The organism is Peribacillus sp. Bi96, assembly GCF_918698115.1.
In the GTDB taxonomy this organism is placed as follows: domain Bacteria; phylum Bacillota; class Bacilli; order Bacillales; family DSM-1321; genus Peribacillus.
This window is the reverse complement of the sequence record NZ_CAKKLV010000008.1, coordinates 1-26795: the sequence shown is the minus strand read 5'-3', so window position 1 is coordinate 26795 and position 26795 is coordinate 1. Positions and strand designations below refer to the sequence as shown.

The window sequence follows — 26795 nt, the reverse complement described above, 5'->3', positions numbered from 1 at the left end:
ACGACATGGACGCCTTTGCCCATGTCGTATCTTTTACGTGGATTTATTCAACAAGATTCTTTTTCTATGATCGTTGTTTCCTGTTCATCCACGCTTTTGAATTTAATGATCGAAATCGAGATCAATGTAGCCAACACAAGAAGGCAGGCAATGATGCTGATCCGATTCTGTTCACTAAATACGAACGTGACACAAATGATGATTAAGGTGATGACTGCAAAGAAGGTTACATATGGAAAGCCCCACAATTTAAAACTCGGAGCTTTAGGATATGAACGGCGAAGTTTTAACTGCGCTAAACAAATGCTGATCCATACAAGCGATACCACAAAACCTGGAAACGCCATTAATAAAGTAAATGCCTTGTCCTGTGCAACGTATGTAATCATGGAGCCGACGACCAATGCAATGGCACTTAGCATTAAACTATATAACGGAACGCCATTTTTTGACACATAAGCGAACGACTTGGGAGCTTCTCCTTCTGCCGCTAAAGAATGCAACATCCGAGTACACCCATATATTCCAGAGTTAGCGGCAGATAAGACGGCCGTAATTAAAATGAAGTTCATGATGTGTGCCGATCCCTGAAAGCCGGACATTGACAAAACTTGGACGAAGGGGCTTGCCTGGTCGGTGATCTCGTTCCAAGGAATCAAACCACAGATTACAAGTATCGGTAAGGTGAAAAATAATACGACTCTCCAAATATAGCTTTTAATGACCTTCGGTAAAATGCGTTCTGCATCCTTTGCTTCCGTTACCGTCAGACCTATTAACTCAGAACCTCCATATGAGAACATAACGATCAGTAATGCCGAAAAGATGGACATCCACCCATTAGGGAAAAACCCTCCGTGCCCTGTGAAGTTTTCCAGATAATTAGTTCCGCCGCTTGGGATGGCCCCAAATAAGATGCAGGCTCCCAAGATAATGAATAAGATGATCATTGTAATCTTAATGCCAGCAAACCAAAATTCGAATTCCCCATAATTTTTAACATTCATCATGTTAACCCCAATGATCAAGGCAGCGCACCCTAAACTTAATATCCATAGTGGAATCGCTGGGAACCAATACTGCAAGAAGCTTCCAGCCACCACTATCTCAATGACACATACGGACAGCCACATGAAACAATACATCCAGCCTATAATGAAGGAACTGCGCTTACCGAATGCTTTCTGAACGAAACCCTTCATATTCGTATTTGGATAGACGATCGCCATCTCTGCTATAGCTCCCATCACTACAAGAAGTAATAGTCCTGCAAACAAATAAGTGAAAATGACTCCTGGTCCTGCTAATGATATGGTTTCGGCACTTCCTTTAAAAATCCCAGTGCCTATTGCCCCGCCCATTGCCATCATGCTAATATGTCGCGGCAACAATCTTTTTTGCAGTGCCCCCCCATTTGATTCCATTACATCCGCCTCCTTCATTCCATAATTTTTAATTGAAAAATCCATCACTCCAAACCAATGGTTGAATGGCGACTTGATAGTTAGATTTTCATCAACCGTTAAGCTATAGAAGTTGAAGTTGCATGGCATTCTTCAACAAGATAAAATTAGAACAATATGCCATTAGTTTTACAAAAGGACATTGCAAGCTTGTACAGTTCCTGGGTGGAATAAACGGGGCCTTTCCTTACGGGGACCCATGACCATTATTTTCATCTCTATCTATTAAAATAGAACATTCCAATTGGGGACTACATTTGTAATCCCCATGAGTTTACTTCTTCCCCGTGATCTTACTTATTAACGATGTGGATCGCATGTCCCAAAACTGCCTCCGCCGCTTCCATCCACCCCTCCGTCAAAGTTGGATGAGGATGCATACTGAGGGCTATATCTTCAACCCGTGCTGACAGCTCAAGGGCGAGAATGCCTTCACCGATAAGGTTGGAAGCATCAGCACCTACCATATGCATGCCCAGCAATATGTGGCTTTTGGCATCTACGATCACTTCAGCAAATCCTTCTGTTTCATTCGTTGCAAGCGCCCTTCCGTTGGCACTGAACGGGAATTTTCCCGACTTGACGCCGTATCCCTGCTGCTCAGCTTCTTCACGGCTTAAACCAACTCCTGCTATTTGCGGTTCCGAGAAGATTACATAAGGTACAAAAGCTGAGTCCATGGCACTTGGCAGCCCCCCTATTACTTCCGCTGCAACAATTCCCTGCTTAGACGCTCGATGAGCAAGAGCGGGACCAGGCGTAATGTCGCCGATGGCGAAGATGTGCGGCACATTTGTACGGCATTCCATATCTACTACTATATGGCCTTTTTCGTCCACAGTAACGCCAGCCCTGCTCAGACCAATCTCTTCTGTGTTAGGAATCCTGCCGATTGTTACCATCGCCTTTTCGCTCACGACCACTTCCGCCCCATGTTTTTCGGAGGAAACATGCAGATGCACTTGACCATCCACTACACTCGCCTTTTCTACCTTAGCGGATGTTTTAATAATCATCCCAAGTTTCTTGGCATTACGGGATACTTCCTTGACAAGATTTTCGGCAACTTGTGGAAGAATGCGGTCGGCCATTTCAATGATGGTCACTTTAGCTCCTAACTTTGCAAATGCCATACCCAATTCGATACCGATATAACCTCCGCCAATGATCGACAAGCTGGATGGGACTTCCTGAAGCTGCAAAGATGTTGTTGAATCCAAAATATATTCTCCATCCACTTTAATGAATGATGGAACGAATGGTCTGGAACCCGTCGCAATAATTGCCTGTTCAAACTTGTAGGTTTCAAAATCCCCATCGGTTTCGACCCCGATACGGTCGTCAGATAAAAAGGTTGCTTGACCTTTAACAACTGTCACTCCATTTTCTTTACACAAATGGGCAATGCCTTGGTTCAACTGAGAAATGATGCCCTCTTTCCAATCCTGCCAAATTTTAAAGTCCATAGTGGTTCTTTCTTGAGATAGCCTGATTCCCATTTTTCCCAAATCATTAAGCCGATGGAATTGGTCAGCTGTGTGTATTAAAGCCTTAGAAGGTATACAGCCCCTATTGAGGCAAACACCACCCAGCTTATCCTTTTCAACTAGAACGACTGATTTCCCTAACTGTCCGAGGCGGATAGCCGCAGCATATCCTCCCGGACCACCTCCAATGATGATAACATCCGTTTCTACAGCAACTTCCCCTACTACCATTTATCTCATCTCCACAACTAAACGAATTGGATTTTCCAGTAGTTCCTTGATCCGATTTGTAAAATGCACCGCTGTTACACCATCAATTAAACGATGATCGAAAGATAAAGACATATTCATCATTAAACGAATAACACCTTCCAAATCGCGAACGACCATGCGCGGTTCCATTTTATGCAACGCTAATATGGCCGCTTCGGGATAATTAATGATCGGGGTCGCATGCATCCCTCCAATCGGTCCAACATTGCTTATGGTAAATGTACTGCCTGTAATTTGATTTATGCTCAATTTCCCTTCACGGGCTTGGGTGGCCAACTGCCTGATTTCATCTGCTAGTTGGAAAATCGTTTTTTGATCTGCATGTTTTATGACAGGAACAATGAGCCCCTCGTTTGTATTCGTCGCAATTCCAATATGATAATAATTCTTCAAGATGATTTCATTTGTCTTTTCATCAATTGAAGCGTTTAATGTTTTAAACTCCTTTAAGGCGATGACAATGGCTTTAACAAAAAACGGTAAAAAGGTCAATTTAATATCCTTGTCATCGGAATATGCCTTTAATTGATCTTTCAATTCCTTCAATCGATCCATTTCCAATTCATCAACATGGGTTACATGAGGAATGGTCGAAACAGACTTTACCATATGTTCAGCTATTTTTTTACGAATTCCCTTAAGCAGAATGCGCTCTTCCCACTCATTTTCCGTTCCTTTTGCCTGATCGGCATTCTTCATAGGATCCTTCTCCTGAAGAATCCTGTCATCTTTGTGATGGGCATTTTCGCGTGTAATCGAATTATTTTCTTTAAACTTTTGCAAGTCGCTTTCAATTATTCGTCCTGCAGGCCCAGAACCTTTTACCTGCTGGATATCAACCTTCATTTCCCTCGCCATTTGACGAACGAATGGGGTAGCCAAAACGCGCCCTGCTTCAAAAACCGGTTTGCTTGTAATATGCTCTGCCATTCCTTTTACATTTCCAGATTGCCCGTCCGGGATATCCTCTTCCATACTGTCATTTTCCGGTACATACATTTCATTCTCTTCTTGAATGGTGAAAATAGTGGTCCCCACTTCCACAATATCCCCTTCGGAAAAAAGTATTTTCTTGACCACTCCCGTTGTTGGGGCAGTCAATTCCGCATTGACTTTATCCGTTTGCACTTCAACGATGGGTTGGTCCTGCGCTACTGCATCCCCTTCTTTGATGAGCCATTGGATGATTTCTCCTTCATGCATTCCTTCCCCTACATCAGGAAGTTTAAATTCGATCATGCGTCTTCCTCCTTCTCCCTTAATATCATCATTTAGAATGTAATCGTGTCCGTTATCCCTTGTTTTACACGTTCAACAGTCGGTAGATAATGATCTTCTATAGAAAACGGCGGTACCGGAACATCAAATCCAGTGACACGCTTAATCGGCGCTTTCAGGTAAATAAGAGCTTCATCATTAATGATGGAGATAATCTCCGCACCTAATCCAGCAGTCTTATGGGCTTCATGGACGATTAATGCACGCCCGGTCTTTTTAATGGATTGTACGATCGTATCCCGATCTAGAGGGTATAAAGTTCGAAGATCGACCACTTCACACTTCCAGCCTTTTTCGTTTTCGATCTTTTTCGCGGCGTTCAACGCCTCCCTTAACATAGCCCCCCAGGCAAAAATGGTCAGGTCGCTTCCCTCCTGGACCACTTTTGCCTGACCAATCGGTATTCGGTACATTTCTTCGGGAACTTCTTCCTTAAAAGCCCGATACAATTTAGTAGGTTCCAAAAAGACTACCGGATCAGGATCTTCAATCGCAGAAATGAGGAGCCCTTTTGCGTCATATGGATTACTAGGCGCAACCACCTTTAATCCTGGAGTATGGGCAAAAAAGGTTTCAACACTTTCGGAGTGTAGCTCAGGACCTCTGATCCCGGCACCATATGGCGTACGGATTACGAGGGGCACCCCAAATTGCCCACGCGTTCGGTATCTCATACGGGCAGCATGGGATACGAGCTGCTCGAATCCTGGGTAAATAAAGGCGAGAAATTGAATTTCCACTATCGGTAACATTCCATTAAGGGCTAAACCAATGGCAGATCCGATGATTCCAGACTCAGCCAATGGTGTATCCACAACTCGATCTTTCCCATGCTTTTCATAAAGTCCTTCCGTCGCTCGGAAAACTCCGCCATTCACTCCAATATCCTCGCCCATGATCATCACGCGATCATCCTGACCAAGCTTCTGGTCCATCGCTTCCGTAATAGCCTGGAGCATCGTTAAACTTTTGCCCATTATTTATTCACACCTTTCTTTAAGATTTGTTCCAACTCCTGCTGTTGTTCCTTTAGATGCCACGACTCATTTGCATATACATGGTTAAACATTTCGAGCGGGTTGGATTTCGGATAAGCTTCCGCTTTTTGGAGGTGAGCATCAATCTGTTCGTTGAACTGTTTTAACACCATTTCTTCCTGCTCATCATTCCAGTAACCCTCTTTTATCAAAAACTTTTTAAGTCGGGTAATCGGATCGCGGTTTTCCCTCCAGAATGTTGATATTTCGTCCTGCTCACGATATATGGCCGGATTGTCAGCAGTAGTGTGGGCACCATATCGAAAGGTAATGGCTTCAATTAAAGTAGGTCCTTCACCTTTTAGCGCTCTTTCGACAGCTTCCTTTACAGTCAGCCAAACTGCGAAGATATCATTTCCATCCACTCGAACCCCAGGGATGTCATAAGCAGCCGCCCGCTGGGATATCGTTTTGGATGCTGATTGTTTATTAAAAGGCACACTGATCGCGTAGCCATTATTTTGACAGAAAAAGATAGTTGGGGTTTTATAAACGCCTGCAAAATTCAGAGCCTCATGAAAGTCCCCTTCTGAAGTGGCACCATCGCCAAAATAAGCAATGCTTACATTCTTTTCCCCTTTTAACTTACTTGCCCAAGCCGTTCCTACCGCATGAACCATTTGTGTGGCAATGGGAACACTAGGTGGCATTATTCTTTTTCCTTCAGGACATATTGAACCCTCAAAATGCGCCATCCAGTATAGGAAAACACGATACAGCTCCTGCCCATGAATGATTGCCGCTCCATGATCACGGTATGTGGGAAACATCCAATCTCCTGCCGACAAAGCTAAAGCGCTACCTACTTGTGATGCTTCCTGTCCTTCGAAAGGTGCATAAGTTCCCATTCTCCCCTGACGCTGAAGATTAATTGATTTACGGTCAAATGTTCTGAGCAAAAGCATGCTCTCATACATTTTTAACATCAGTGATTTATCGATTTTCGGATCAATCGTTTCAACGATTTCTCCTTCAGGAGTCAATACTTGAAACATTTCCGGTTCAACTCCACTTGAATGCGCTTTCATTATTGGGTTTCCCGTCTTTTCCATTTCATTTCTCCCCTTAAGATAGATTTGTTTCGCAAACTTACCGAGGATTTTAACAGTCATGAAATAACAGCCCAAAAATTTTTCGTTGGTCTATTATGTCTGTGAATGAATGCTGTTTCATAAACTACATTTCCTTATATAAAAGGATAATACATCCAAGATTTTAATAATATGTTAATTAGAATGAATTTTTTGCATATTTCCTTTATTTTGAATATGTTTCCTTATACTTCGCCTTCATTTTGAAAACAGGCCCCATCAATAGGAAAATTTTAAATAAAATCATATAATTGACTAAAAAATATTGGATATAGTTTGATTGCTGCTAATCACATTTACCCTGGGGGTGCCCCAATGAATGAAATAAGTATCTCCCTTTCATCATCCGAAACCTGGATCGAACCAAAAAATAACCGGTTCCCTTGATAGGGACACAACAATCAAAATGCATATGAATCACAAAATCAGATAGGTCATTTTTTATTGATTTAGAGCCAATTTCACAATAAAAGCATCAAAAATAGGATTAATTTTCGGATAAAAATATACTCTTACAATAGATATTGTACACAGGTATTCTGTGCGTGTTTGTTTATGATTTTATAGATATGCTGTTCTTACTTAAGCATATCTGAAATATATGCTAAAAAATGCAGCCAAAGGAAATTGGGGATCTATTGTAATTAGGATATTTTCTAAAATATGGAAATATTATGATAAAATATAAGGATAGTTGGATTAAAAGGGGAATTCAAAATGAAACGGTTTTTTATGCTTATGGGCTTACTTTTATTTTTTGCTCTTTTAACGGCTTGCTCGACTAAACCATCTTTAGAACTAGTAAGTTCAAGAGTTGATATTGTCAATGATAAGAGCAAGGTTGGTGCAATTGGTATAACGGAAGGTGATAAAAAGGGGCAGGAGCTTGTACCGACGACGTTATATTATGAATTTGAAATTAAAAATAACGGCAATAAAAAAAGGGGGGGAATGGGTGATAAGGGATTACAAGTAAAAATGGAACCAAATGATAAATTAGTGGCTATCTCCAAAGAAACAGTGGGTTTTAATATTTTTAAACCCTCTTCATATGTTGGAACGGGTGTAGGCTATGGAAATTCTTTTTATGGGGAAATCCAGCCCAATAAAAATGGGAAATACATTTTCACTTTCGATTTGGGTGTAAGTGAAGAAAACCCTCAAGTTCCTCTAAGAGTTCCATCAAACGAGAAGTTAAAAAAACTTAAGGATAATGCTTTAGATGCTTCGCTAATAGTAATTATAGATGGTAAAGAAATAACTCGATTTAACTTAAAAAAGAAATAGTTAAAACTTTGCTATTTAAATTGATTAAAAACAAATAAAAACAGTAAAGCATCGGTGATGGAACCGATGCTTTTTAGGTGTTAAATTATTGTGACTTTGATTGATTTATTCCCCAGAAGGGAATTCGATATTATAATAATGAGTCTTTTTTTATTTCTTATTGAGAATTACGGGACTCTGAAACGGCACCGACCATATTCCGCATCATGGTCTTATCTTACTAAAAGAACTTCATTACCTTTTTTCCACTTACAATATGAGAAAAATCTATTTTTCAAATGTTCCTTTCACAACCGCTTCACCACCTTTGACCATGATTTGGCCCATCGCGATTACGCAATCTATTTCTAACGTTGGCTGCTTCATTATGATGATATCGGCGTCCCTTCCTACCTCTAGCCGTCCCTTTTTTTCAAGTTTTAAAATACTCGCAGGATTTTCCGTCACAACTCGTATGGCATCGGCAATTGTCACTCCATCCTCGAGAATCGCATCTACAACAGAATCATATAAAGACATGCATGTACCAATGTTCAAACCGCGCAGGTTCCCGTTGCCATCGAAATCAGGCAAGCTGGCTTGTCCATCTGAAGTTAAAGTGATCTGCCTGATATCAACACCTTCTTCAAGTGCCCTTTTGATTGCTGTACTTGCTTTCACTTCCCCTTCTTCAAGAAATTTTCTGATCGTGCTCGTCGTAAAATCAATATACCCCCCTTTTTTTGCAAATTCTAGCCCTGCACTGAATAAATGAGGATTTCGATTTATATGTGTGGGGTAAAACTGTGTAATCGGTATTTCCGTTGTTTCGACTACATCTTCAATTACCTGCAAATGATTTTGACTGTCACCCACATGAATGTTCACGACACCGCTTTTTCCTGATAACAGCCCTCCATTACGTGCCTGTGAGGCTAGCTTAGCAAGTTCAGCCGCTGTCGGCTGCGATGAACGATGATCGGCAATGGCAATTTCGCCCACACCGATAATTTTATCCACAAGAATCAAATCATCTTCAATCTTTCCTGTTAACGTCTTGACTGGAACTTGATATGAACCAGTCTGAACGAAGCAGCTAATCCCTTCTTCTTCAAGCGATCTTGCTTTAGCTAACAGTGCTAGCATCGTCCTTGTCGTTCCATCTGTCCCGATGACCCCGACTAATGTCGTTATACCTGCTAGAGTGGCATCTGTTAATTGGATTTCAGGTGTCCTCGTTTTAAAGCCACCTTCCCCACCTCCGCCTATAATATGTACGTGAGCATCTATAAAGCCCGGAACTACGATTTGCCCCCTCGCATCAATCACTTCCAATTCAACGAAGTTGGCAGGTACATCAATCGTGTCCTTAATGAACCCAATTTGCTTTCCAACCAAGAGGATATCTTTTTGACCCATATATTCCGGACCATAAATCTCCCCATTTTTTATAAGTGTAAGCATTGTTCCTTCTCCCTTCATGAATTGAAATGTTCAAATAGGTTTCAAAGTCTTTTACATGGGTAAATATACAACATGACTCGCTAACAATTACATAAATAAAACAAAACATACTTGTTCGATTTACAAGTTGTAGCCGAACTGACATCTTGATTATGCTTTTCGAAAGTATAAAAACTAAAGGAGCTAACGACATGAATAAAGTAATTTCTTCTGATATTAAAACAAATAAAACGTTATCCATGCGTCAAATCATGAACTTATATCAAGTTACAAAAGAATTTAAAGGAAATATATATTTTATCTGCAACCATAAATTGGTGGATGCCAAGAAACTTTCGACATTTGTATCTTTTGTACTCATTCTTCAAGAGTGTGCAACCATGAAAGTCATCCTTGAAGGCGAGAATGTACATGCCATGCTCGAAAAAGTACAGGATATTTGTAAAGAAAATGATGAAGGTGCATTTGGTTATCAAACAAATCAAACCGTTAACATTTAAATGATGACAACTACGAATAAACAAAGAGGGTGTATACAATGAGAACCATTTTAATGGTGATTGGCGCAATCGTCGTTATCGGCATAATCGTAAATTTTATTTTTTAATGAATGTGGAAAGACTGTCAAAGGCTTGACAGTCTTTTTTTGTGCTGAATTGGATGGGGAAGTGCATCTGATCCATTCTCCATTTTAAATTAAACTACCACGGTAACTCCCAGTCCTTCCATTTATGCAACCCTTTTCGAATTTCATTTCCTTTATCAATCCAATATTGCTTACTTTGCGCGCCTTCTTCTTTTGCCTGTTGTTTTGCTATAAGTGCCTCTTGTTCAGCTATAAGCTGTCCGATGTCTTGTGTATTAAACGATTGAGAAGCTTGATTCTGTAAAGCTCTCGCCATTATTTTTTGAAAGATGAGTGCACTTCCCTGACTACTATGTGTCGTTAAATAATGTTTTGCATCCGTCTTATCATACCCAGCCCAAACAGCACCGACCAATGAAGGTGTATAACCGACGAACCATTGATCTTTAACCCCTGATATTCCTTCTATGGGAACTTGTGTGGACCCTGTTTTACCTGCTACTTCGTATCCGGAAACAGCCGCATTTTCCCCTGTGCCATATTCCACAGTTCCAAGCAGCATGGCATTCATTTTGTCGACAACGCCTTTAGAGGTTACCTTGGTGCGTTTCTCTTTAAAGAAGGCTACCTCTTTTCCATCGTTATTTTCTATTTTTACAATGGCATGCGTCTGCATCCGTTCGCCACTGTTGGCAAATGCTGAAAAGGCTCCTGCCATTTGCAGCGGTGACACCCCTTTCCTCATCCCGCCTAAAGCAACCGACAGGTTTCGGTCATTCTTGTCATAAGGGATCCCAAACCGCTTTAGTGAATCAAGCCCCTTATCGATGCCAATTTCATTCAACAGCCAAACAGTTGGCACATTCAGGGAATTCATCACCGCTTCGTACATAGGAACTTCCCCTTTATACACTCCGCTCAGGTTTGTTGGCTCATATTCCCCAAAGCTCATTTTTTCATCCTTTAATGGGGCTGTGATATCGTACCCCTCCTCAACCGCCGGTGTGTAAACGACAAGCGGTTTAATGGATGAACCTGGAGATCTTGTCAGTTGGGTTGCCCGATTATATCCCATGAATTGATGCTCCCCTCTCCCGCCGACGAGCGCTTTTATTCCGCCTGTTTTCGGATCAAGAAGGACTGACCCACTTTGAACGATTTCTTCTGTACTCGTTCCAACTGGAAAATTGGCAGGATTCGCATACACGGATTCTGTAGCTTGCTGCATAGGTTGGTCCAGTGTCGTATATATTTTATATCCCTTTGTAAGAAGATCCTCAAGCTTTATTCCATATTTGCTGGATGCTTCCGATAAAACATGATCGACAAAATAAGGGTACTTTCCTTTTAATGGATCAGTTTCCTTCTCTCCCATAAGGAGCGTCACCGTATCTTTTTTGGCGGCAGCTTCTTCGTCTTTCGTCAAATAACCATGTTCAGCCATTCTTGAGAGCACTAAATCACGTCGCTTCAATGCCCCATCCAAATTCTTGTAAGGATCAAGTTTGGATGGCAGGTTAATGACACCCGCCAGTAAGGCTCCCTCGGAAATTGTCAATTCGGATACCTCTTTGGAAAAATAAATATTTGCTGCCTTTTTGATGCCCCATGCTCCATGGCCGAAATAAACTTGATTCAAATACATTTCGAGAATTTCATCTTTTGTATATTCATTTTCAACTTCTTGGGCTAGAAAAAACTCTTCTATCTTCCTTTTCAGTGTTCGATTAGATTCCAGCATCGTAATTTTCACAAGCTGCTGGGTAAGCGTGCTCCCTCCCTCAACAACACTTCCGGCCTTCGCATTTTTAACCAAAGCTCGCAAGATCCCTTGGTAATCTATGCCATGATGTTCATAAAAACGGTGATCCTCAATTGAAACCACCGCTTGTTTCATATGTTCCGGTATTTCATCTATCGTAACACCTTCGGATTTATTTGCTGTTACTGTGCTGGCAAGATTCCCATCAAGATCATAGATTCCCGTCGGTTGCTGAAGATGATTTTGAAGCTGGCTTATGTCGGCACCCTGCCTGAAATAAAATAGTAAACCGGCGCCTAAAACCACCACCGCCAATATTATAATTAGACTTAATTTCATTAACCCTCTCATTTGTACCCCCATTTTCCCATCTGCGACATATTTCATTAAAAATATTTTACCCTTTTTATTAAAGAAAACTCCTCGAATGTATAAAAGACAATAGCTAAATTCGCCTTTTCCAGATAAACAGGCGTTAAGCCATTTAAAAGTGGGTATAACACATTTAAAGACATTATAAAATGGGGAGAGATGATATTGATGAAGGACTTAAAACATATTGTCGTCGCTTTTGATGGAAACGAAGAGAGTAAGCGTGCCGTTGAATACGGAGCAACATTGAAAAAGGCCTTTCCTGGTGCTGAGCTGACCGTAGTTCATGTCCTGAATAATAAGGTGGAACAGCATATCATTGGAAACGCATCGGCTCCGGGATTCGTACCTTCCGCAGGATTTTATGTAGCCCCCGTCCAAACACACCCTGTCGTAGAAGTTGAACAACCAGAACATCAAAAAGTAAATGATCACCTTTCCGCCGTCGAGAATAGTGTTCAAAATGCAGAAAGCAATACGTTGAGACTGCTAAGTGAATGTCAAGTAAAGGGGAAATTCGAAATATTGGAAGGTCATGCGCCTGATAGCATATGTGACTATGCTCAAAGAAACGCGGCTGACATCATCGTTGTTGGTAATAGCGCTAAAAGCGGGTTGGAAAAATTCTTTCTTGGCAGTACAAGTAGTTCCATTGCCAAAAACGCCCACTGCTCAGTATTCATTGCAAAATGAAAATGGAGCCAGTTCAACCTTTATGTTCTATATGATCATCCTTCGAAAAAGACTGGATTCCTTTATGAATTCGGTCTTTCTTACGCTTTTTTTACTTCCATTGAAACAGCGGTATATATCAACACCGCGAATAATTAAACTGATCGGCATTAAAGTCCCATTAACAATGAACGAATAAAGCGCTACTGACTGCCTGTTGGAGCAGAAGAACCAATGACACGATTCCAGATATGTTGACATGACAAAGAAACCTCAGAAAACGCCCCACAAACATGTTGCCAATTTGCCAATTCCATGCAGCTTTGTTTTGAAACGCTTTTCCTCTTTAAGAGTCATTGCCAAACATATTCATGAATACTCGGATAGCCCCACCACCGAAAAGGCAAGATAATAATCAATGAACCTTTACCTTCATCGATGCTGTACCGCTATAAAAAGGCCAAGGAATAATCCAAAATGTGTCCATTAGTTCCCCTTCCGCAATTAGCGCAAAACAAAATGCGGCACCCGATATTGTGTCCAGTAATGCTCGCATCCAAACCACATCCCATCCCTGTGCTCGTACTAACGGGGTCTAAGCTCACTTTTTGGCTCCTCTTGTGGAAGTATTAAAAATCGATCCTCGGTTAGAATATATTACTAGTTTCTATAAATGAACCTTATTGCCAAATTTTCTCTTTTAATCAACTTCTCTATAGGCCTTCAATACACCCATCATAATCAAGTTAGATGGCTAAATACGATAATTTTTCTTTAGACTCACTAAGGTTTGTTTTGGTATCTTATTGAGCTTTTTTACACTTGGGAGGGAATAGACATGGATAAACATTCGATTTCAGCTGAAAAAGGCGCCTACATAAGCATTGCCGCTTACATATTCTTGTCTGCCCTTAAATTGTCTATTGGTTATTTTGGCGATTCTAAAGGACTTTGGGCGGATGGCTTAAATAATACGACCGACATTATCGCTTCAGTAGCCGTATTGATTGGCTTGAAAATCTCAAAGAGACCGCCTGATGATAATCATTCATATGGGCATTTGCGAGCGGAAACCGTAGCCTCGCTGGTAGCTGCCTTCATCATGATAACCGTGGGCCTGCAGGTAATATTCAGTGCTATCGAATCCTTCTTCACGCAAGATTCAACAACCGTTCCCAATATGCTGACCGCTTATGTCGCTCTTTTCTCTGCAATCTTCATGTACGGAATCTATCGTTTTAACATCGCATTAAGTAAAAAGATCAACAGCGCTTCCATCAACGCCGTTGCACAGGATAATCGTTCCGATGCACTTGTCAGTGTTGGTGCATTTATGGGAATTATCGGTACTAAGCTGGGAATCCCTTGGTTAGATGCTATAGCTGCTGCAGTTGTTGGGATCATCATCTGCAAAACTGCATGGGACATTTTTCATGACGCCTCCATCTCTTTAACCGATGGTTTTGACGAACAGCTTCTGCAAAAGATCGGACAAACCATTATCTTGACAGAAGGTGTTAAAGACATGAGTGAAATTAAAGCACGAATGCATGGGAGTGAAATCCTGCTTGAAACCACCGTTCATGTTAACCCGCTTTTGACCGTCATCCAAGGTCACGATATAACGATTAAAATCGAGGAGAATCTTTTGAAGGAATATAATATCGAGCATGTAATCGTTCACATTGAACCATATGCATTTCATACAAAAGGTAACCGTCATTAACTTTACGGATACCTTTTTATTATGTTTAATCTTGTAATAAGTGTAATAAAACTGTGTCAAAAAAAGGGATTTATCGATTGATTGCCGAATATTTATCCAATTGACACATGTGTAAAGAACACTAATCTGTTATCATAAAAGCATCATGTAATTATTTTGATATTTTGTAATTTTATTCAAATGAATATATTTCTGGATCATAAGTAAATTCATTTTCCTACAGTATGGAGGGCAAAATGGTATCTAATCGAGAAATGACCATTCACTTTTTATCTTCTCAAAAAAGCAGTATCATTTCCAAATGGAACGATGAGCTGCTGCATTTACCGGATGAATATATGGGGTACTTCAAAGGAGAAGTAGAAAATATTTTTAATCTGCTAATGGATCAGCTTGGAAAATCGGATACTGGCATAGAAGATGTACTGAGGGTCGTAGGGGAAAAAATTGCGTCTGATCGAGTTCATAAGCAGTTGAATATGGAAAATTTCTTTTCCACTGCAACCATCGGCAGATCCATCATCATTGATCACGTTTTGAATTCCGAGGCATCTAAAGACGAAGTATTTAATCTTATTAAGCAAATAAACGTTTACTTCGATAAACTCATTCATTTTGCATCATCCCATTATACGGAATTGAAAACGAAGGAACTTGAAGAACGCTATCAATTCATAAGCCCAAACCATAAAGACCGTTTGACGCTCCTAGGCCAAATGACCTCAAGTTTTGTCCATGAATTCCGTAATCCACTTACATCCATCATGGGATTCATTCAATTGTTACAGGCCGAGCAACCCGAGATAAAATATCTTGATATCATTTCAAAGGAATTGGATCAGCTCAATTACCGGATTACACAATTCCTTAATATTTCCAAAAAGGAAACATCAGAATCACCACCGGATCTGTTTTCCATTTCCAAACTCGTGAACGAGGTGATCGAGTTTTTATATCCTAGCATTTTGGAAGTAAATGCTTCCATTACATGTAATATTGCCGATGATGCGGTAATTTCCGGTTCTGAAGAAGAATTCCGCCAAGTTTTACTGAATATCATTTTAAATGCTCTTGATGTAGTTGGGGGGATGCCATCCCCGTCCATCTATATATCTGGCTCTGAATCACCGCCCGGCATCCTTACCTTAAATATTTCCAACAATGGTCCGAAGATACCCGACGAGGTCCTTCCGAATATATTTGACCCTTTCATCACCACAAAAAAAAGTGGAACGGGATTGGGACTATTCGTCTGTAAAGAAATCGTTTTAAAACATCAAGGAACATTATCATGTCACTCAACGGATTTCCTAACGACATTTTCGATTCAATTGAAAACTAAATAATGGATAAATATCCTTATTTACTTGGATATTCAGTGTGAAATTTTTGACTGATTGACGTCTATTTACTTATACTAATAGTTAGGTTCCACTACTAATCGAGGTGAATGACCCTATAGATTGAAAATAAAAACCATCATGATATTTCCTGCAAAATAATTTTTTCATCTAACATTTAATACGATAACATCATTTCATTCATTATTGGTTTTGGGAGGTGACTGGGAAAATTAAGTCGTTCGGTACAATAGGCGATTCAATTAAGTCCCACACTAATTGGACATATTAAGTTTTCTATTTATCATTATTTTAATCGCTTTAACTGCCTTTTTTGTAGCTTCTGAATTTTCGATCATAAGGGTTCGCAGCTCGAGGATCGATCAATTGATTGAAGAGGGAAACAAAAAAGCCATTGCGGCCAAGAAGGTTACATCCAATCTTGATGAATACCTATCCGCCACACAGCTTGGAATTACCGTAACTGCCCTTGGATTGGGGTGGCTAGGACAACCGACCGTCCTCAAATTGGTGGGACCTTTATTCAATGCCCTGCATTTCCCACAGGAATTCACAAGCATTCTTACATTTGTCATTTCATTTTCCCTGATAACATTCCTGAATGTGGTTGTAGGTGAATTGGCTCCAAAGACCGTTGCCATCCAAAAAGCAGAGCAAGTGGCCTTGGCTATAGCCAACCCGTTGATTTTTTTCCATAAGATTGCCTTTCCCTTCATCTGGATATTGAATCACTCTTCTCGTTTCGTTGTCGGATTATTTGGCTTCAAGCCTGCATCTGAAAGCGAAATTGCCCATACGGAAGAAGAATTGCGCTTTATCCTCTCAGATAGCTATAAAAGCGGGGAGATTAACCAATCGGAATTTAAATATGTAAGCAACATCTTTGAATTCGATGACCGTGTTGCCAAAGAAATCATGGTTCCAAGGACAGAAATCATGACCATATCTAAAGATGAAACGGTACAGGAATTCGTCGACATGGCAAAACTGGAGAAATACACTCGATATCCTGTTGTCGAAGGTGATAAAGATCATGTCATCGGCTTAGTGAACTTAAAGGAAATTTTCTCGGATCTTATTAAGAATCGGGAAATCCATTTTAAAGCGATTGAAAACTACACTCGCCCGATCATTCGGGTAATGGAGAATATACCCATACATGATTTGCTGTTGAAAATGCAAAAGGAACGCATTCATATGGCTATTTTGATGGATGAATACGGCGGAACTTCAGGCCTTGTCACCGTTGAGGATATCCTGGAGGAGATCGTTGGGGAAATTCGTGATGAATTCGATGTCGATGAAGTCGCATCCATCAGGAAAGTTAAGGATGGACACTATATTTTTGACTCTAAACTTCTTGTAAAGGAAGTCAATGATTTACTTGGCATTCACTTAGAAGAAGATGATGTCGATACTATAGGTGGATGGGTCCTTACGGAAAATTATGATGTAAGTGTTGGGGACATCATGGAAAAAGACGGCTTCTGCTTTAAAGTGATTGAAATGGAAGATCACGCCATTCGTTCTATCGAGGTAACAAAAAAGGTCATTCAGCTTCCTCTGGAAGAGGACCTTTCCCAAGGATAATAATGAAAAACAGCCTCGTAAAAGGTCCTTTTACGAGGCTGTTTTTTGTCTTCTCATTAATCTGGAAACCGTCCCATTTTTTTGACCGTTACGATTGGAGGTGGACTCTTTTTTTTCCATATGATATAAAGCATGATTAGGACAAACGAAAAACCTGCCACCGGAATTAGATATGGCGCAGTAATTTCTTTGATTTGCTGCCAATTCTCTCCGAGGATCCGTCCTAAGGTTAGAAACGCAATGGTCCAAGGTATCACAGCGGCAACCGTATAAATGATAAACTTCCATACGGACATCCTTGCTATACCTGCTGGGATGGAAATGGCATGGCGAACAACGGGGATGAATCGAGCCGTAAAAATCACTCCTACCCCATAACGTTGAAACCATTCTTCAGCCATTACGATATGATTTTCTTTAATGAACACATATTTTCCATACTTCAAAAGGAAGGGCCGTCCGCCATAATAACCAGCCCAATAGAGAAATAATTGTGCGATCGTTCCTCCTGCTACGCCTGCAAGGACAGCTCCCCAAAAATTCATCTTCCCAAGGCCAACCAAATAACCACCGTATCCGAGAACAAGCTCACTAGGGATGACTTCAACCATCAGCCCCAATAAAATCCCCATATACCCCATTCCTGCAAACCAATTCAATATTGTCATTATAAGCTGTGATATCATGCAATCGGACTCCCCTTACCGCTAATTTCAAAATGTTTGTCCTTTTATCCTATTTCAGCTCATAACGTTCTATTCGATTTTTCAAATCCTTCTTCACTTCATATCCTGTTACGAATGCACAGAAAAAAAGACCAGCTGGTATGTACTCCGGTCTCATTCTTGTCAGTATTCTTTTAGCTCCCTTTTTTGGGAGAATTGAGAAAAAGCAGCTATGGTGAGTAAGGATGAATCATTTTGGGAGACATTAGTGAAAATCTCCTGGCGTGATTTCGTTTTTTCAATATGAATCCCGAGATTCTTATACTTGTTGATTATTTGGTTATTCATGCTTACCCTCCCTTTCTGCTGCTGCGTTATCGTTATTCTTTTACTTCCCAGTTTACGTAAAGATAAAACCTACTTACACAATTCCGCTATAAAAAACATGTTGCACAGGTTCACTTGTCAATTTACTTGTATGGTTTCCAGTTGATGTTCATGCACTTCGTCTTTTTCTACATGTACCTGCACCTTATAGGTTCCCGATTCATCAAGCGATACCTTATTTTGGTATGTGCCATTTCCATCTTCTTTTGCTTTGGTGAAATGACTTTCTTCGCTGCCTTCCTTCCACACTTCGAAATTCACATCTGCATTTGTCAGAGGCTTCCCATCCAATTCTACGGTTGCTTCAAAGCTCGAACTGTTTCCTGCCTTAACAGGGTTACTTTGAAATTCAATTGATAAATCCGTACTCGGATGAGCCGAGGCACCTTCACTTTCATGATCTGGGATGACAACTTCTTTTTCCGGCATAACATGAAGGCCTTTGGCCGTTACATGGGCAACCACAATATACTTCCCTTGTTCATCAAAAGTATGCATCACTTGATACATGCCGCTTCCAGTATTTTTTGCTTCTAGCATTTCCCGTTTGTCCTGTCCGGACTTTCTCACTTCCAACAGTACCTCATCAGCTTCGTTCACTAATTGGCTTCCTTGTTTCACTGTCGTTTCAAGAATGACTTCTTTTCCAGGATTTAATTTTCCCTTAATGACAATCGATGCTTCCAAGGATTCTGGAACGGCACTGTTCACTTCTTTATCCTCTGGCATTTCAGACTCTTGACAGCCAGCCAGCATGAATAACAACGCAGAACACAAATAGAATTTTTTCATAAAAACTTCCCTTTACTATTTATTAGACTAAAAATCCGTCCTTTTCATATTGCCCATCCTTCCCTTTTTTCAAATTTTTATACATGCTATTACATCAAGCAGTTCGCATCACGGTGACTGAAGTCAGCATGGCTACTGCGATGATCGTTAAAAATGAATATAAAAAGACCGAAGTCCCCACCACACTCAGTCCGGCAAGCAGAACGCATCCATCAATGAAAAAAATCAGCAAACCCACATTGAGCCCACTCTTCCTGGAAAGGATCTGCGCGAGCATATCCGTTCCGCCAGTAGAGGTTCCATACCTAAGCATCAAGCCTATTCCAAGTCCAATCAATCCTCCCCCCATTATCGCACTAACAAAAATGGGAAGATCCCACCCTGTGACAGCGTCGGAAAATATATCAATGCATAAGGAGGAAAAAAGCAAGCCATGCAAGCTGTTCAGAAATAGTTTTTTTTCAAAGTACCAAGCATATATATATAATGGAATGCTGCTTAAGATCACACCAAGCCCTGTTGGAAGTCCTATATAGTAATGAAAAATCAGCCCAATCCCTATCATGCCCCCATCCAATAAATGATAAGGTATCAGGAAAAAATTAATTCCCACACCAACAAGCATGCTGCCGGCAATGATCGCCGCCATCCTTTCCAGAATTTTTATGGCTGTCACCCCCTTTTAACCTTCATAAAAAACCTGTCCGGATTTTATAGAATATGTTTATATAGTCCAAAAAATAATGAAAACAATCAATTTTTTATGTAGCAAGCTAATAGTTTTCTGAATATTCCTTCACATGATACAATAAAGTAGAGAAAACAGTCAAAAACCGCTAATTATTAGATCAAATTGATCCTTTACAAGCTATTTACCTGATTTAAGGAGCTGTAAGCTGTTTGACTGAATCATTAACTCTTTCTATAATGAAAGTATTTAAATTTATTAAATTGAGGTGATTTGATGGGACATTAAAGAATGTTCGTTTTGACGGACGGACGCTGCTTTGCGTAACGGACATGTGCATACTTTTGAAAAATGGGTGTACTCCTTCATACAGAAATTCTTCTTTTTCCCGTCTGCGCATCGCTAATCGGCATATACTATTATTCTCTTCAGCTATTAACAAATTGGGAGTTCAAACATCTTTGTAAACAGCTTATTTGAATGAATCCCGAAAAGATTTTGCAAGCAAAAAAAAATATACTTGTATATTTTAAAAATGTAGGAGGTGGACTCCTTATTCGTCTCAGAGGCGAGTTAAGGGAGACTATTTGGACATAATAAACTTGGTTCTTATTGCCATTTTAATTGCTTTAACAGCATTTTTTGTAGCTACGGAGTTTGCGATTGTTAAAGTGAGAAGCACGAGGGTCGATCAATTAATTGAAGAAGGAAAGCCGAATGCTCTTTCAGCAAGGAAGGTCATATCCAACCTGGATGAATACCTCTCAACTTGTCAGCTCGGAATTACCATTACTGCTTTAGGTCTTGGATTCCTCGGGGAACCGACAGTTGAAAACATTTTGCGACCACTTTTAAATCAATTAAATCTTCCGGAGTCGGCTTCACATGTACTCTCAGTTGCAATTGCCTTTTCTTTCATTACGTTCATACATGTCGTTGTTGGAGAATTGGCACCGAAAACATTGGCGATTCAAAAAGCGGAGCAAGTAACATTATTGGTTTCGAAACCTTTAATTGCCTTTAACAAAGTCATGTATCCTTTCATCTGGGTACTTAATGGCTCTGCAAGGTCGCTTACAAAAATGCTAGGATTAAAAGCAGTTTCCGAACATGATCTGGCTCATACAGAAGAAGAGCTTCGCATCATTGTTTCAGAAAGCTACAAAAGTGGCGAAATTAACCAATCAGAGTTTAAATATGTGAATAAAATTTTTGAATTCGACGATCGGATTGCAAAAGAAATCATGGTTCCGCGTACTGAAATTGCAACCATATCCAAAGATGATACGATTCAACAATTTTTCACCGTTATGGCGGAGGAGAACTTTACCCGCTATCCTGTCATCGATGGTGATAAAGACCATGTTATCGGTATGGTCAATATCAAAGAGCTATTCACTGAAATGATAGACAAGAACAATCAGACGGCGTCAACGATCAGCAGATATGTCCGTCCCATCATACGTGTCATTGATAGTATCCCGATTCATGATTTACTTTTAAAAATGCAGAAAGAACGCATACACATGGCTATCCTCATGGATGAATACGGCGGTACATCAGGTTTGGTGACCGTTGAAGATATCCTTGAAGAAATCGTTGGCGATATCCGCGATGAGTTCGACCTGGATGAAGTGCCGGATGTCCGCAAATTAAAAGAAGATCACTATATCATCGATGCTAAGGTATTAGTCAGTGAAGTGAATGATTTACTTGGATTGGATATAAACGATGAAGATATCGATACGATGGGCGGTTGGATCCTTACAGAGAATTACGAGGCCAAACAAGGTGATGTCCTGACTTATGGTCCCTATAACTTTAGGATAAAAGAAATGGAAGATCACCATATTTGTTATATTGAAATATATAAACCAGCAAAAGTCGTAAGCGAAGTAAAAGAATTTCCAATGATCTCACAGACCGAAATCGTTTCATGATTAAAAAACCCCCGCCCCTTACATTAGGAGCGGGGGTTTTTTCCCCGTTGGTACATGAAATAAAAAAACTACATATCATATAAAATTACACCGATTTAGATTGATTGATAACATGTAGTATAGTTCAACCTTTATTGTTTCATACTGTTAGAAAAGCGATTCTTTATGAAGGAGTGTGGAATCATGAAACTTATAACCATCTGCCAGCACTGCAAAGGGAAAGGGAAAACTCGTTATCTGCAATTCTTTTCCCGGAACTGCCATCATTGTAACGGCCAAGGTAAAGCAGTAAGAGATATGTCCAATCTAAGAAACCAAGCAAAAAACCTCTAATAATCTTTCATATTTTGAAGTTTGATTTGATGACACCTGCCTTCTTTAACGTTTCATAAACGATCAGTATCGAAGGTCCAAGGAAAAGTCCAAGGAAACCAACCATTTTAAATCCTAAATACAGACTGACCAACGATGCCAATGGAGACAATCCCATATTTGCTGAATAGATTTTTGGTTCGATGGTCCTTCTTATAATGGTAATGACCAGGAACAGGATAATCAGACCAATGCCAAGATGATGGTTTCCTTGAGCCCAAACAATAACCGCCCAAGGAACAAGTACAGATCCCGTCCCCAAAATTGGAAGAATGTCCACAACAACTATTAACAGTGCCAATGGGATTGTATATTTTACCTCCAACAACCTTAGTCCGCCATAAGCCATGATGAACGTAATTAAACTTAACAAGATTTGCGCCTTAAAGAAGCCCACTGCTGCCATACTTAAATCTTGATAAACTAGCGATATCTTTTGATAGGTGGATGTCTTTAAATACTGGACTGCCTTTTTTCTTAACTTAGGCAATTCCAGACTAATTAGGAATAAAGCGATTAAATAAATTAAAAAATCAATGAAAAATCCTGGGATAAGTGTAACGAGCTGGACCATATCCTGAACAAAGCCCTCTGTGAAACCTTCTAAAGCCTTGACTCCCTTTTCCATCGTTTGTTCTATGGACTGTATGAGATTGGGCGGCAACGTTTGGGAATATTGTTCCCATTGCCTTATGACCGGCAATATCGCCGTCAGATACATTTCACGAATGACGCCAGGAAATTCCTCCGAATAGACAATGACTTTCTTGATTAAAACCGATAGGGAAAAATAAGTGATGCTCATAACCCCGCCTACATATAAAACAAATGAAATCAAAACTGCCCATAGACGATGCAGCTTTGCCGTTTCACTAATTATGCGGACTAATCCATCCAAAAGAATGGCAGTGAGTAACGCTAAAATCAACGCCCATGAATAGGGAATGACGATAAATAGGACTAAAAGGAAAATACCCCTCCAAAACCAGCGGAAAAAGACAGCACCATTCACTGAACAAACCCTCCTTGCACTTCTTGTTCTCCTTATATTTATGAAACGGTGCCGCATATATTTCGCTTATACGTTTTATTTTCTCAATTAAGGGAAAAAGAGATAAAAAGAGATGGAGGGATTGACATTGGATAATAAAGATAAAGAAAAGTATCTTGAAGAGCGTAATGATAAATCCAAGGCATTCAAAGAAAATCAAGAAAAACAGCTGGAACGTGATCAAGTAGTCATGCCAATTGAAGATTTACCAATTGACGAAATTAAATATGAGCGAGAAGAAGAACGAAATAAAAAGGAAACGAAACAACGCTCCACCAGCGAGAGGTTCTAAAACTTGAGATGATAAGGATGCTTTCTAAACATGATTCTATTCAGCGAGATCAACTTGAAATGATTACTTTCGATCAACTCGTGCCAGTGATTTTAACTCGATGATCAATTTGAACTCTTTTTTTGCTTCCCACATATGCAAATGGTAGCTTTTCGTTTCTCGTTGAGGGCAGTTGATGATACCATCAGGATTTATTTCCGCAGTTGCCACCACTGGATTTTTTTCGGAGCATCTGTTTTTCATATCGATTGTTTGTTATCCATTCAGGTTAGTGGATGCTGGTGCATTGTTATTTGATGATATAGAAGATTCGGTTACCCGCGTTCATATTCCACCCTCGTCTTTCCCATACCTCCTTCTCTTCCAAAATTAAACATTGACTGAAATGAATGATTCTTTACAATAGACTTTTAAGAATTAAAGAATATAATGGATTGGTCGACCATTATAAAGGAGAATCATATGACGAACCCTACTCAATTATTTCATCAATATTTACAAGTATCCAGATCATTAGTCAGCAAAATGAATGAACAAATTACAACCCTTGAAATTTACCACAATCAGTGGACGATCTTGAATTATTTAAAAAACTGTGGATATTCCACCATACCCGATATATGCAGCTACTTGGACGTAGATAGTGTTATCATCACACGTTCGGTCAACAGCATGGAACAGAATAATATGATTAAGCAGGTCCCTGGAAAAGATGAACAGGAAAAACGAATCGAACTGACTCCCCGAGGCAAAGAAGTACATACCAAATGCCTTAAGATAGCAGATAAGATCGAAGGAAAAGCCCTGGAAGGCATTACAGAAGAAGAACAGGACTTTTTTTTCCAAACGGTCCTTAAAATCCTCAATAATATAAGAAACTAAATGTCTTATATGATTGTTGAATTAGTGTGAGCCATGGTCTTCCATTGGCCACTACCCTAGTTTCCATCGAAATATGGCCATGCCTTTTTTAAAAGTTGGATTCCTTCTTCGATTTCCTTTTCGGTTAATCCACCGTACCCTATCAAGACAGTCGGCTCTTTTACCTTCTTTGAATGATAAACTGAAGTTGGATGGACTTTAACCCCAACACTGGCTGCCTTTTGAATAAGCTCTGATTCACTGCTACTGCTTTTTACTTTTAACAGAACGTGTAATCCTGACTTTTCACCGATTACGGCTACACGATCATGAAAGTTCTCTTCAATTGCATTCAGCAACACCTTGTTCTTTTTACGATAAATCGTACGCATTTTATTCAGATGGCGTTCCCAATGCCCATTTTTCATAAAAAGACAGAGCGTTTCCTGAATCATTCTGGAAACGGTCTGTTTGTATCCTATTAAGTTCTCCTGATAGCGGCAAGCTAGCTCTTTGGGTAACACCATATAGCCGACCCTAATTGTAGGAATGAACGACTTTGAAAACGTGCCTAGGTAAATGACCTTTCCATTTGTGTCCAACCCCTGCAAGGACGGAATCGGTTTACCTGTATGACGGAATTCACCGTCATAATCATCTTCAATAATATAACCCTTTTTTTCCCCAGCCCAATTCAATAATTCCACCCTTCTGGCTATCGGCATGATCATGCCGGAAGGAAACTGATGAGAAGGGGTGACATAAGCAACATCAGCCTCACTATTTTTTAATGAGTCAACATTCATACCGCTTTCATCTAATGGAATGAATGCCATTTCAGCTCCCTCCAACCTCAGTACCTGCCTAACTCGATGAAAGCCAGGATCCTCCAACCCAAAAATCCGCTCATTTCCAAGAAGTAACCGCAGTAAATGGATGAAATACTGTGTACCTGCCCCGATAATGACCTGTTCCGCACCACAGCGGACTCCTCTAGATTGAAAAAGATAGGAAGAAATCTCAGCCCGGAGTCCCCATTCCCCTTGAGGATCACCGCTGATGAACATTTCCCTTTCCTGTAGATACAACGTATTGTTTAAGCATTTTTTCCATACCGCATGCGGGAAAGAATCAACGTCCACCCGGCCATGATTGTAATCTATCTTACTCCGTTCATCTTGTGGGCCTATCATCCCTGCTTTAACAGGCAACGGTTCATTCAAAGGTGAGATCGGTTCTAAATCGGCTGCGTAGAAACCTTTCCTTAATTGACTTTCCACATACCCTTCCGCCATCAACTGCTGATATGCCGTATCTACAGTATTCAGGCCTATCCCTAAATGAGCAGCTAGCTTTCGTTTAGAAGGCAATTTCATTCCGGCTTTTATTTGTCCATTCTGGATTTCCGCTTTAAAGTATTTATACAATTGGAGATATAACGCTTCTCTATTCTTTTTATCTAAAGTTAGCGTGATTTCAAACATTTGGCCCTCCTTTTAAACTGGTTCCATAAATTATATCAGCTTTGGTCCTTTTTACAGGATCAGAATGTTTCTATAATGAAGATATCAATCAAGAGGAGGAGACTATGGAGCATATTGAACTATTCGGGAAACACGTGATCCTCACCCCAATGATGGAGCATCATATTGAACCGCTTTATGCAGCTTCCCTGCCATCTGAAATCTGGGAATGGAGCGCCACAAAGATTTTGTCATATGAGGATGCCGTTTCCTATGTAAAGGAAGGCATTCGAGCAAGGGAACAGGAACTTCATCATCCATTTGTCGTTGTCGATCAAACAAATGTTTCCGTAATCGGGAGCACGAGCCTAAGAAGTATCCAGTTTGACAATCAATCCCTGGAAATCGGAGCAACTTGGTATCATCCCGACAAATGGCGGACAGCCGTTAACACTGAATGTAAGTACCTTCTATTGCAGCACGCTTTTGAAAGGTGGCATATGAAACGGGTTGAATTCAGGACGGATGAATTGAACAAAAGATCGCGTGCAGCAATAACCAGGCTCGGCGCCCATGAAGAAGGCATTTTAAGGATGGAGAAAAAGCTGAAAGATGGAAGGATAAGGAATACAGTGGTTTTCAGCATAATCGAGAACGAATGGAATGATGTAAAAAAAAGATTGGAAGCTTTTTTGGATAGGTGAAGATGGAGAAAAAGAGTGCCGATTATGAAGTGAACCCAAAAAGTTAGACACTTTATTTAATTAGGCAGCCTTGAGGGCATGAATCCGGTAATCTACCGGGCTCATGCCTTTTAATTTTACCTTGATTCGTTGATGATTGTAGTAATGGATAT

Annotated in this window: 26 protein-coding genes; 10 read left to right on the top strand and 16 right to left on the bottom strand. The window is 40.2% G+C overall.

All coding sequences use genetic code 11. The features are described from left to right. Window positions 1–47: 47 nt before the first annotated feature. The 5 genes from LQ203_RS11920 to pdhA all read right to left on the bottom strand — a co-directional run bounded on the left by LQ203_RS11920 (window position 48) and on the right by pdhA (window position 6590). Window positions 48–1424, bottom strand: a complete 1377-nt coding sequence (locus tag LQ203_RS11920) for an amino acid permease (RefSeq protein ID WP_230158356.1) — start codon at window positions 1422–1424, stop codon at window positions 48–50. Window positions 1425–1756: 332 nt separating this feature from the next. Next, entirely contained in the window at window positions 1757–3181 is a 1425-nt protein-coding gene (lpdA, locus tag LQ203_RS11915) for a dihydrolipoyl dehydrogenase (RefSeq protein ID WP_230158354.1), read from the bottom strand. After that, window positions 3182–4462 (bottom strand): dihydrolipoamide acetyltransferase family protein, encoded by a 1281-nt coding sequence (locus tag LQ203_RS11910; protein WP_230158346.1) that lies wholly within the window; start codon window positions 4460–4462, stop codon window positions 3182–3184. A gap of 32 nt (window positions 4463–4494) precedes the next feature. Beyond that, window positions 4495–5478, bottom strand: a complete 984-nt coding sequence (locus LQ203_RS11905) for an alpha-ketoacid dehydrogenase subunit beta (RefSeq protein ID WP_230158344.1) — start codon at window positions 5476–5478, stop codon at window positions 4495–4497. After that, window positions 5478–6590 (bottom strand): pyruvate dehydrogenase (acetyl-transferring) E1 component subunit alpha, encoded by a 1113-nt coding sequence (pdhA, locus tag LQ203_RS11900; RefSeq protein ID WP_230158342.1) that lies wholly within the window; start codon window positions 6588–6590, stop codon window positions 5478–5480. Before pdhA ends, LQ203_RS11905 begins: the two co-directional genes overlap by 1 nt. Window positions 6591–7346: 756 nt before the next feature. Here pdhA and LQ203_RS11895 point away from each other — a divergent pair. Beyond that, the gene (locus tag LQ203_RS11895) at window positions 7347–7916 is read left to right on the top strand and encodes a hypothetical protein (RefSeq protein ID WP_230158341.1); all 570 of its coding nucleotides are present in this window, start codon (window positions 7347–7349) and stop codon (window positions 7914–7916) included. A 267-nt stretch (window positions 7917–8183) separates the two neighbouring features. Here LQ203_RS11895 and iadA read toward each other — a convergent pair whose 3' ends face one another. Continuing rightward, window positions 8184–9359, bottom strand: a complete 1176-nt coding sequence (iadA, locus tag LQ203_RS11890; RefSeq protein ID WP_230158339.1) for a beta-aspartyl-peptidase — start codon at window positions 9357–9359, stop codon at window positions 8184–8186. Between the two features lie 191 nt (window positions 9360–9550). On the opposite strand from iadA, the gene LQ203_RS11885 reads away from it, so the two are divergent. After that, window positions 9551–9859, top strand: coding sequence for a hypothetical protein (locus LQ203_RS11885; RefSeq protein ID WP_230158337.1), 309 nt, complete (start codon window positions 9551–9553; stop codon window positions 9857–9859). A 201-nt stretch (window positions 9860–10060) separates the two neighbouring features. Here LQ203_RS11885 and LQ203_RS11880 read toward each other — a convergent pair whose 3' ends face one another. Further along, window positions 10061–12094, bottom strand: coding sequence for a PBP1A family penicillin-binding protein (locus tag LQ203_RS11880; protein ID WP_230158335.1), 2034 nt, complete (start codon window positions 12092–12094; stop codon window positions 10061–10063). Between the two features lie 153 nt (window positions 12095–12247). On the opposite strand from LQ203_RS11880, the gene LQ203_RS11875 reads away from it, so the two are divergent. Beyond that, window positions 12248–12772 carry a universal stress protein gene (locus LQ203_RS11875; RefSeq protein WP_230158737.1) on the top strand — a complete coding sequence of 175 codons (525 nt, stop codon included), beginning with the start codon at window positions 12248–12250 and terminating at the stop codon, window positions 12770–12772. Between the two features lie 394 nt (window positions 12773–13166). Here the strand turns inward: LQ203_RS11875 and LQ203_RS11870 are convergent, their stop codons facing one another. Beyond that, a complete protein-coding gene (locus tag LQ203_RS11870) occupies window positions 13167–13307 on the bottom strand; it encodes a hypothetical protein (RefSeq protein WP_230158333.1) in 141 nt (46 codons plus the stop codon). 282 nt (window positions 13308–13589) lie between these two features. On the opposite strand from LQ203_RS11870, the gene LQ203_RS11865 reads away from it, so the two are divergent. From LQ203_RS11865 to LQ203_RS11855, 3 genes are all read left to right on the top strand, one after another. Next, on the top strand, window positions 13590–14477 hold the full coding sequence (locus tag LQ203_RS11865; protein ID WP_230158331.1) for a cation diffusion facilitator family transporter: 888 nt from the start codon (window positions 13590–13592) through the stop codon (window positions 14475–14477). Window positions 14478–14713: 236 nt separating this feature from the next. Beyond that, window positions 14714–15823 carry a histidine kinase N-terminal domain-containing protein gene (locus LQ203_RS11860; RefSeq protein ID WP_230158329.1) on the top strand — a complete coding sequence of 370 codons (1110 nt, stop codon included), beginning with the start codon at window positions 14714–14716 and terminating at the stop codon, window positions 15821–15823. Between the two features lie 273 nt (window positions 15824–16096). Then, window positions 16097–17428 carry a hemolysin family protein gene (locus tag LQ203_RS11855; RefSeq protein ID WP_230158327.1) on the top strand — a complete coding sequence of 444 codons (1332 nt, stop codon included), beginning with the start codon at window positions 16097–16099 and terminating at the stop codon, window positions 17426–17428. 56 nt (window positions 17429–17484) lie between these two features. Here the strand turns inward: LQ203_RS11855 and LQ203_RS11850 are convergent, their stop codons facing one another. The 4 genes from LQ203_RS11850 to LQ203_RS11835 form a co-directional block, all read right to left on the bottom strand. Next, the gene (locus tag LQ203_RS11850) at window positions 17485–18111 is read right to left on the bottom strand and encodes a DedA family protein (RefSeq protein ID WP_230158736.1); all 627 of its coding nucleotides are present in this window, start codon (window positions 18109–18111) and stop codon (window positions 17485–17487) included. A gap of 165 nt (window positions 18112–18276) precedes the next feature. Continuing rightward, window positions 18277–18441: an Lmo0850 family protein gene (locus LQ203_RS11845; protein ID WP_230158325.1), complete on the bottom strand. Its 165-nt coding sequence runs from the start codon at window positions 18439–18441 to the stop codon at window positions 18277–18279. A gap of 117 nt (window positions 18442–18558) precedes the next feature. After that, window positions 18559–19272, bottom strand: coding sequence for a FixH family protein (locus tag LQ203_RS11840; RefSeq protein WP_230158324.1), 714 nt, complete (start codon window positions 19270–19272; stop codon window positions 18559–18561). A gap of 94 nt (window positions 19273–19366) precedes the next feature. Beyond that, on the bottom strand, window positions 19367–19948 hold the full coding sequence (locus tag LQ203_RS11835; protein ID WP_356714349.1) for a YitT family protein: 582 nt from the start codon (window positions 19946–19948) through the stop codon (window positions 19367–19369). A gap of 599 nt (window positions 19949–20547) precedes the next feature. Between LQ203_RS11835 and LQ203_RS11830 the strand changes: the two genes are divergently transcribed. Further along, on the top strand, window positions 20548–21900 hold the full coding sequence (locus LQ203_RS11830) for a hemolysin family protein (protein ID WP_230158321.1): 1353 nt from the start codon (window positions 20548–20550) through the stop codon (window positions 21898–21900). 340 nt (window positions 21901–22240) lie between these two features. Here the strand turns inward: LQ203_RS11830 and ytvI are convergent, their stop codons facing one another. Next, on the bottom strand, window positions 22241–23284 hold the full coding sequence (ytvI, locus tag LQ203_RS11825) for a sporulation integral membrane protein YtvI (RefSeq protein WP_230158313.1): 1044 nt from the start codon (window positions 23282–23284) through the stop codon (window positions 22241–22243). Window positions 23285–23411: 127 nt separating this feature from the next. Here ytvI and LQ203_RS11820 point away from each other — a divergent pair, with 127 nt between their 5' ends. After that, complete coding sequence (locus LQ203_RS11820; RefSeq protein WP_230158311.1) at window positions 23412–23615, top strand: hypothetical protein; 204 nt, start codon at window positions 23412–23414, stop codon at window positions 23613–23615. A 63-nt stretch (window positions 23616–23678) separates the two neighbouring features. On the opposite strand, the gene LQ203_RS11815 is transcribed toward LQ203_RS11820, so the two are convergent. Further along, window positions 23679–23858 carry a hypothetical protein gene (locus tag LQ203_RS11815; protein ID WP_230158309.1) on the bottom strand — a complete coding sequence of 60 codons (180 nt, stop codon included), beginning with the start codon at window positions 23856–23858 and terminating at the stop codon, window positions 23679–23681. Window positions 23859–24077: 219 nt separating this feature from the next. Between LQ203_RS11815 and LQ203_RS11810 the strand changes: the two genes are divergently transcribed. Beyond that, window positions 24078–24497 (top strand): MarR family winged helix-turn-helix transcriptional regulator, encoded by a 420-nt coding sequence (locus LQ203_RS11810; RefSeq protein ID WP_230158307.1) that lies wholly within the window; start codon window positions 24078–24080, stop codon window positions 24495–24497. Between the two features lie 56 nt (window positions 24498–24553). On the opposite strand, the gene LQ203_RS11805 is transcribed toward LQ203_RS11810, so the two are convergent. Further along, on the bottom strand, window positions 24554–25960 hold the full coding sequence (locus LQ203_RS11805; RefSeq protein WP_230158305.1) for a PLP-dependent aminotransferase family protein: 1407 nt from the start codon (window positions 25958–25960) through the stop codon (window positions 24554–24556). Window positions 25961–26064: 104 nt separating this feature from the next. On the opposite strand from LQ203_RS11805, the gene LQ203_RS11800 reads away from it, so the two are divergent. Further along, complete coding sequence (locus LQ203_RS11800; RefSeq protein ID WP_230158303.1) at window positions 26065–26643, top strand: GNAT family N-acetyltransferase; 579 nt, start codon at window positions 26065–26067, stop codon at window positions 26641–26643. 60 nt (window positions 26644–26703) lie between these two features. Here the strand turns inward: LQ203_RS11800 and LQ203_RS11795 are convergent. Continuing rightward, a partial coding sequence (locus LQ203_RS11795; protein ID WP_230156708.1) for an IS3 family transposase occupies window positions 26704–26795 on the bottom strand: 92 nt, incomplete at its 5' end.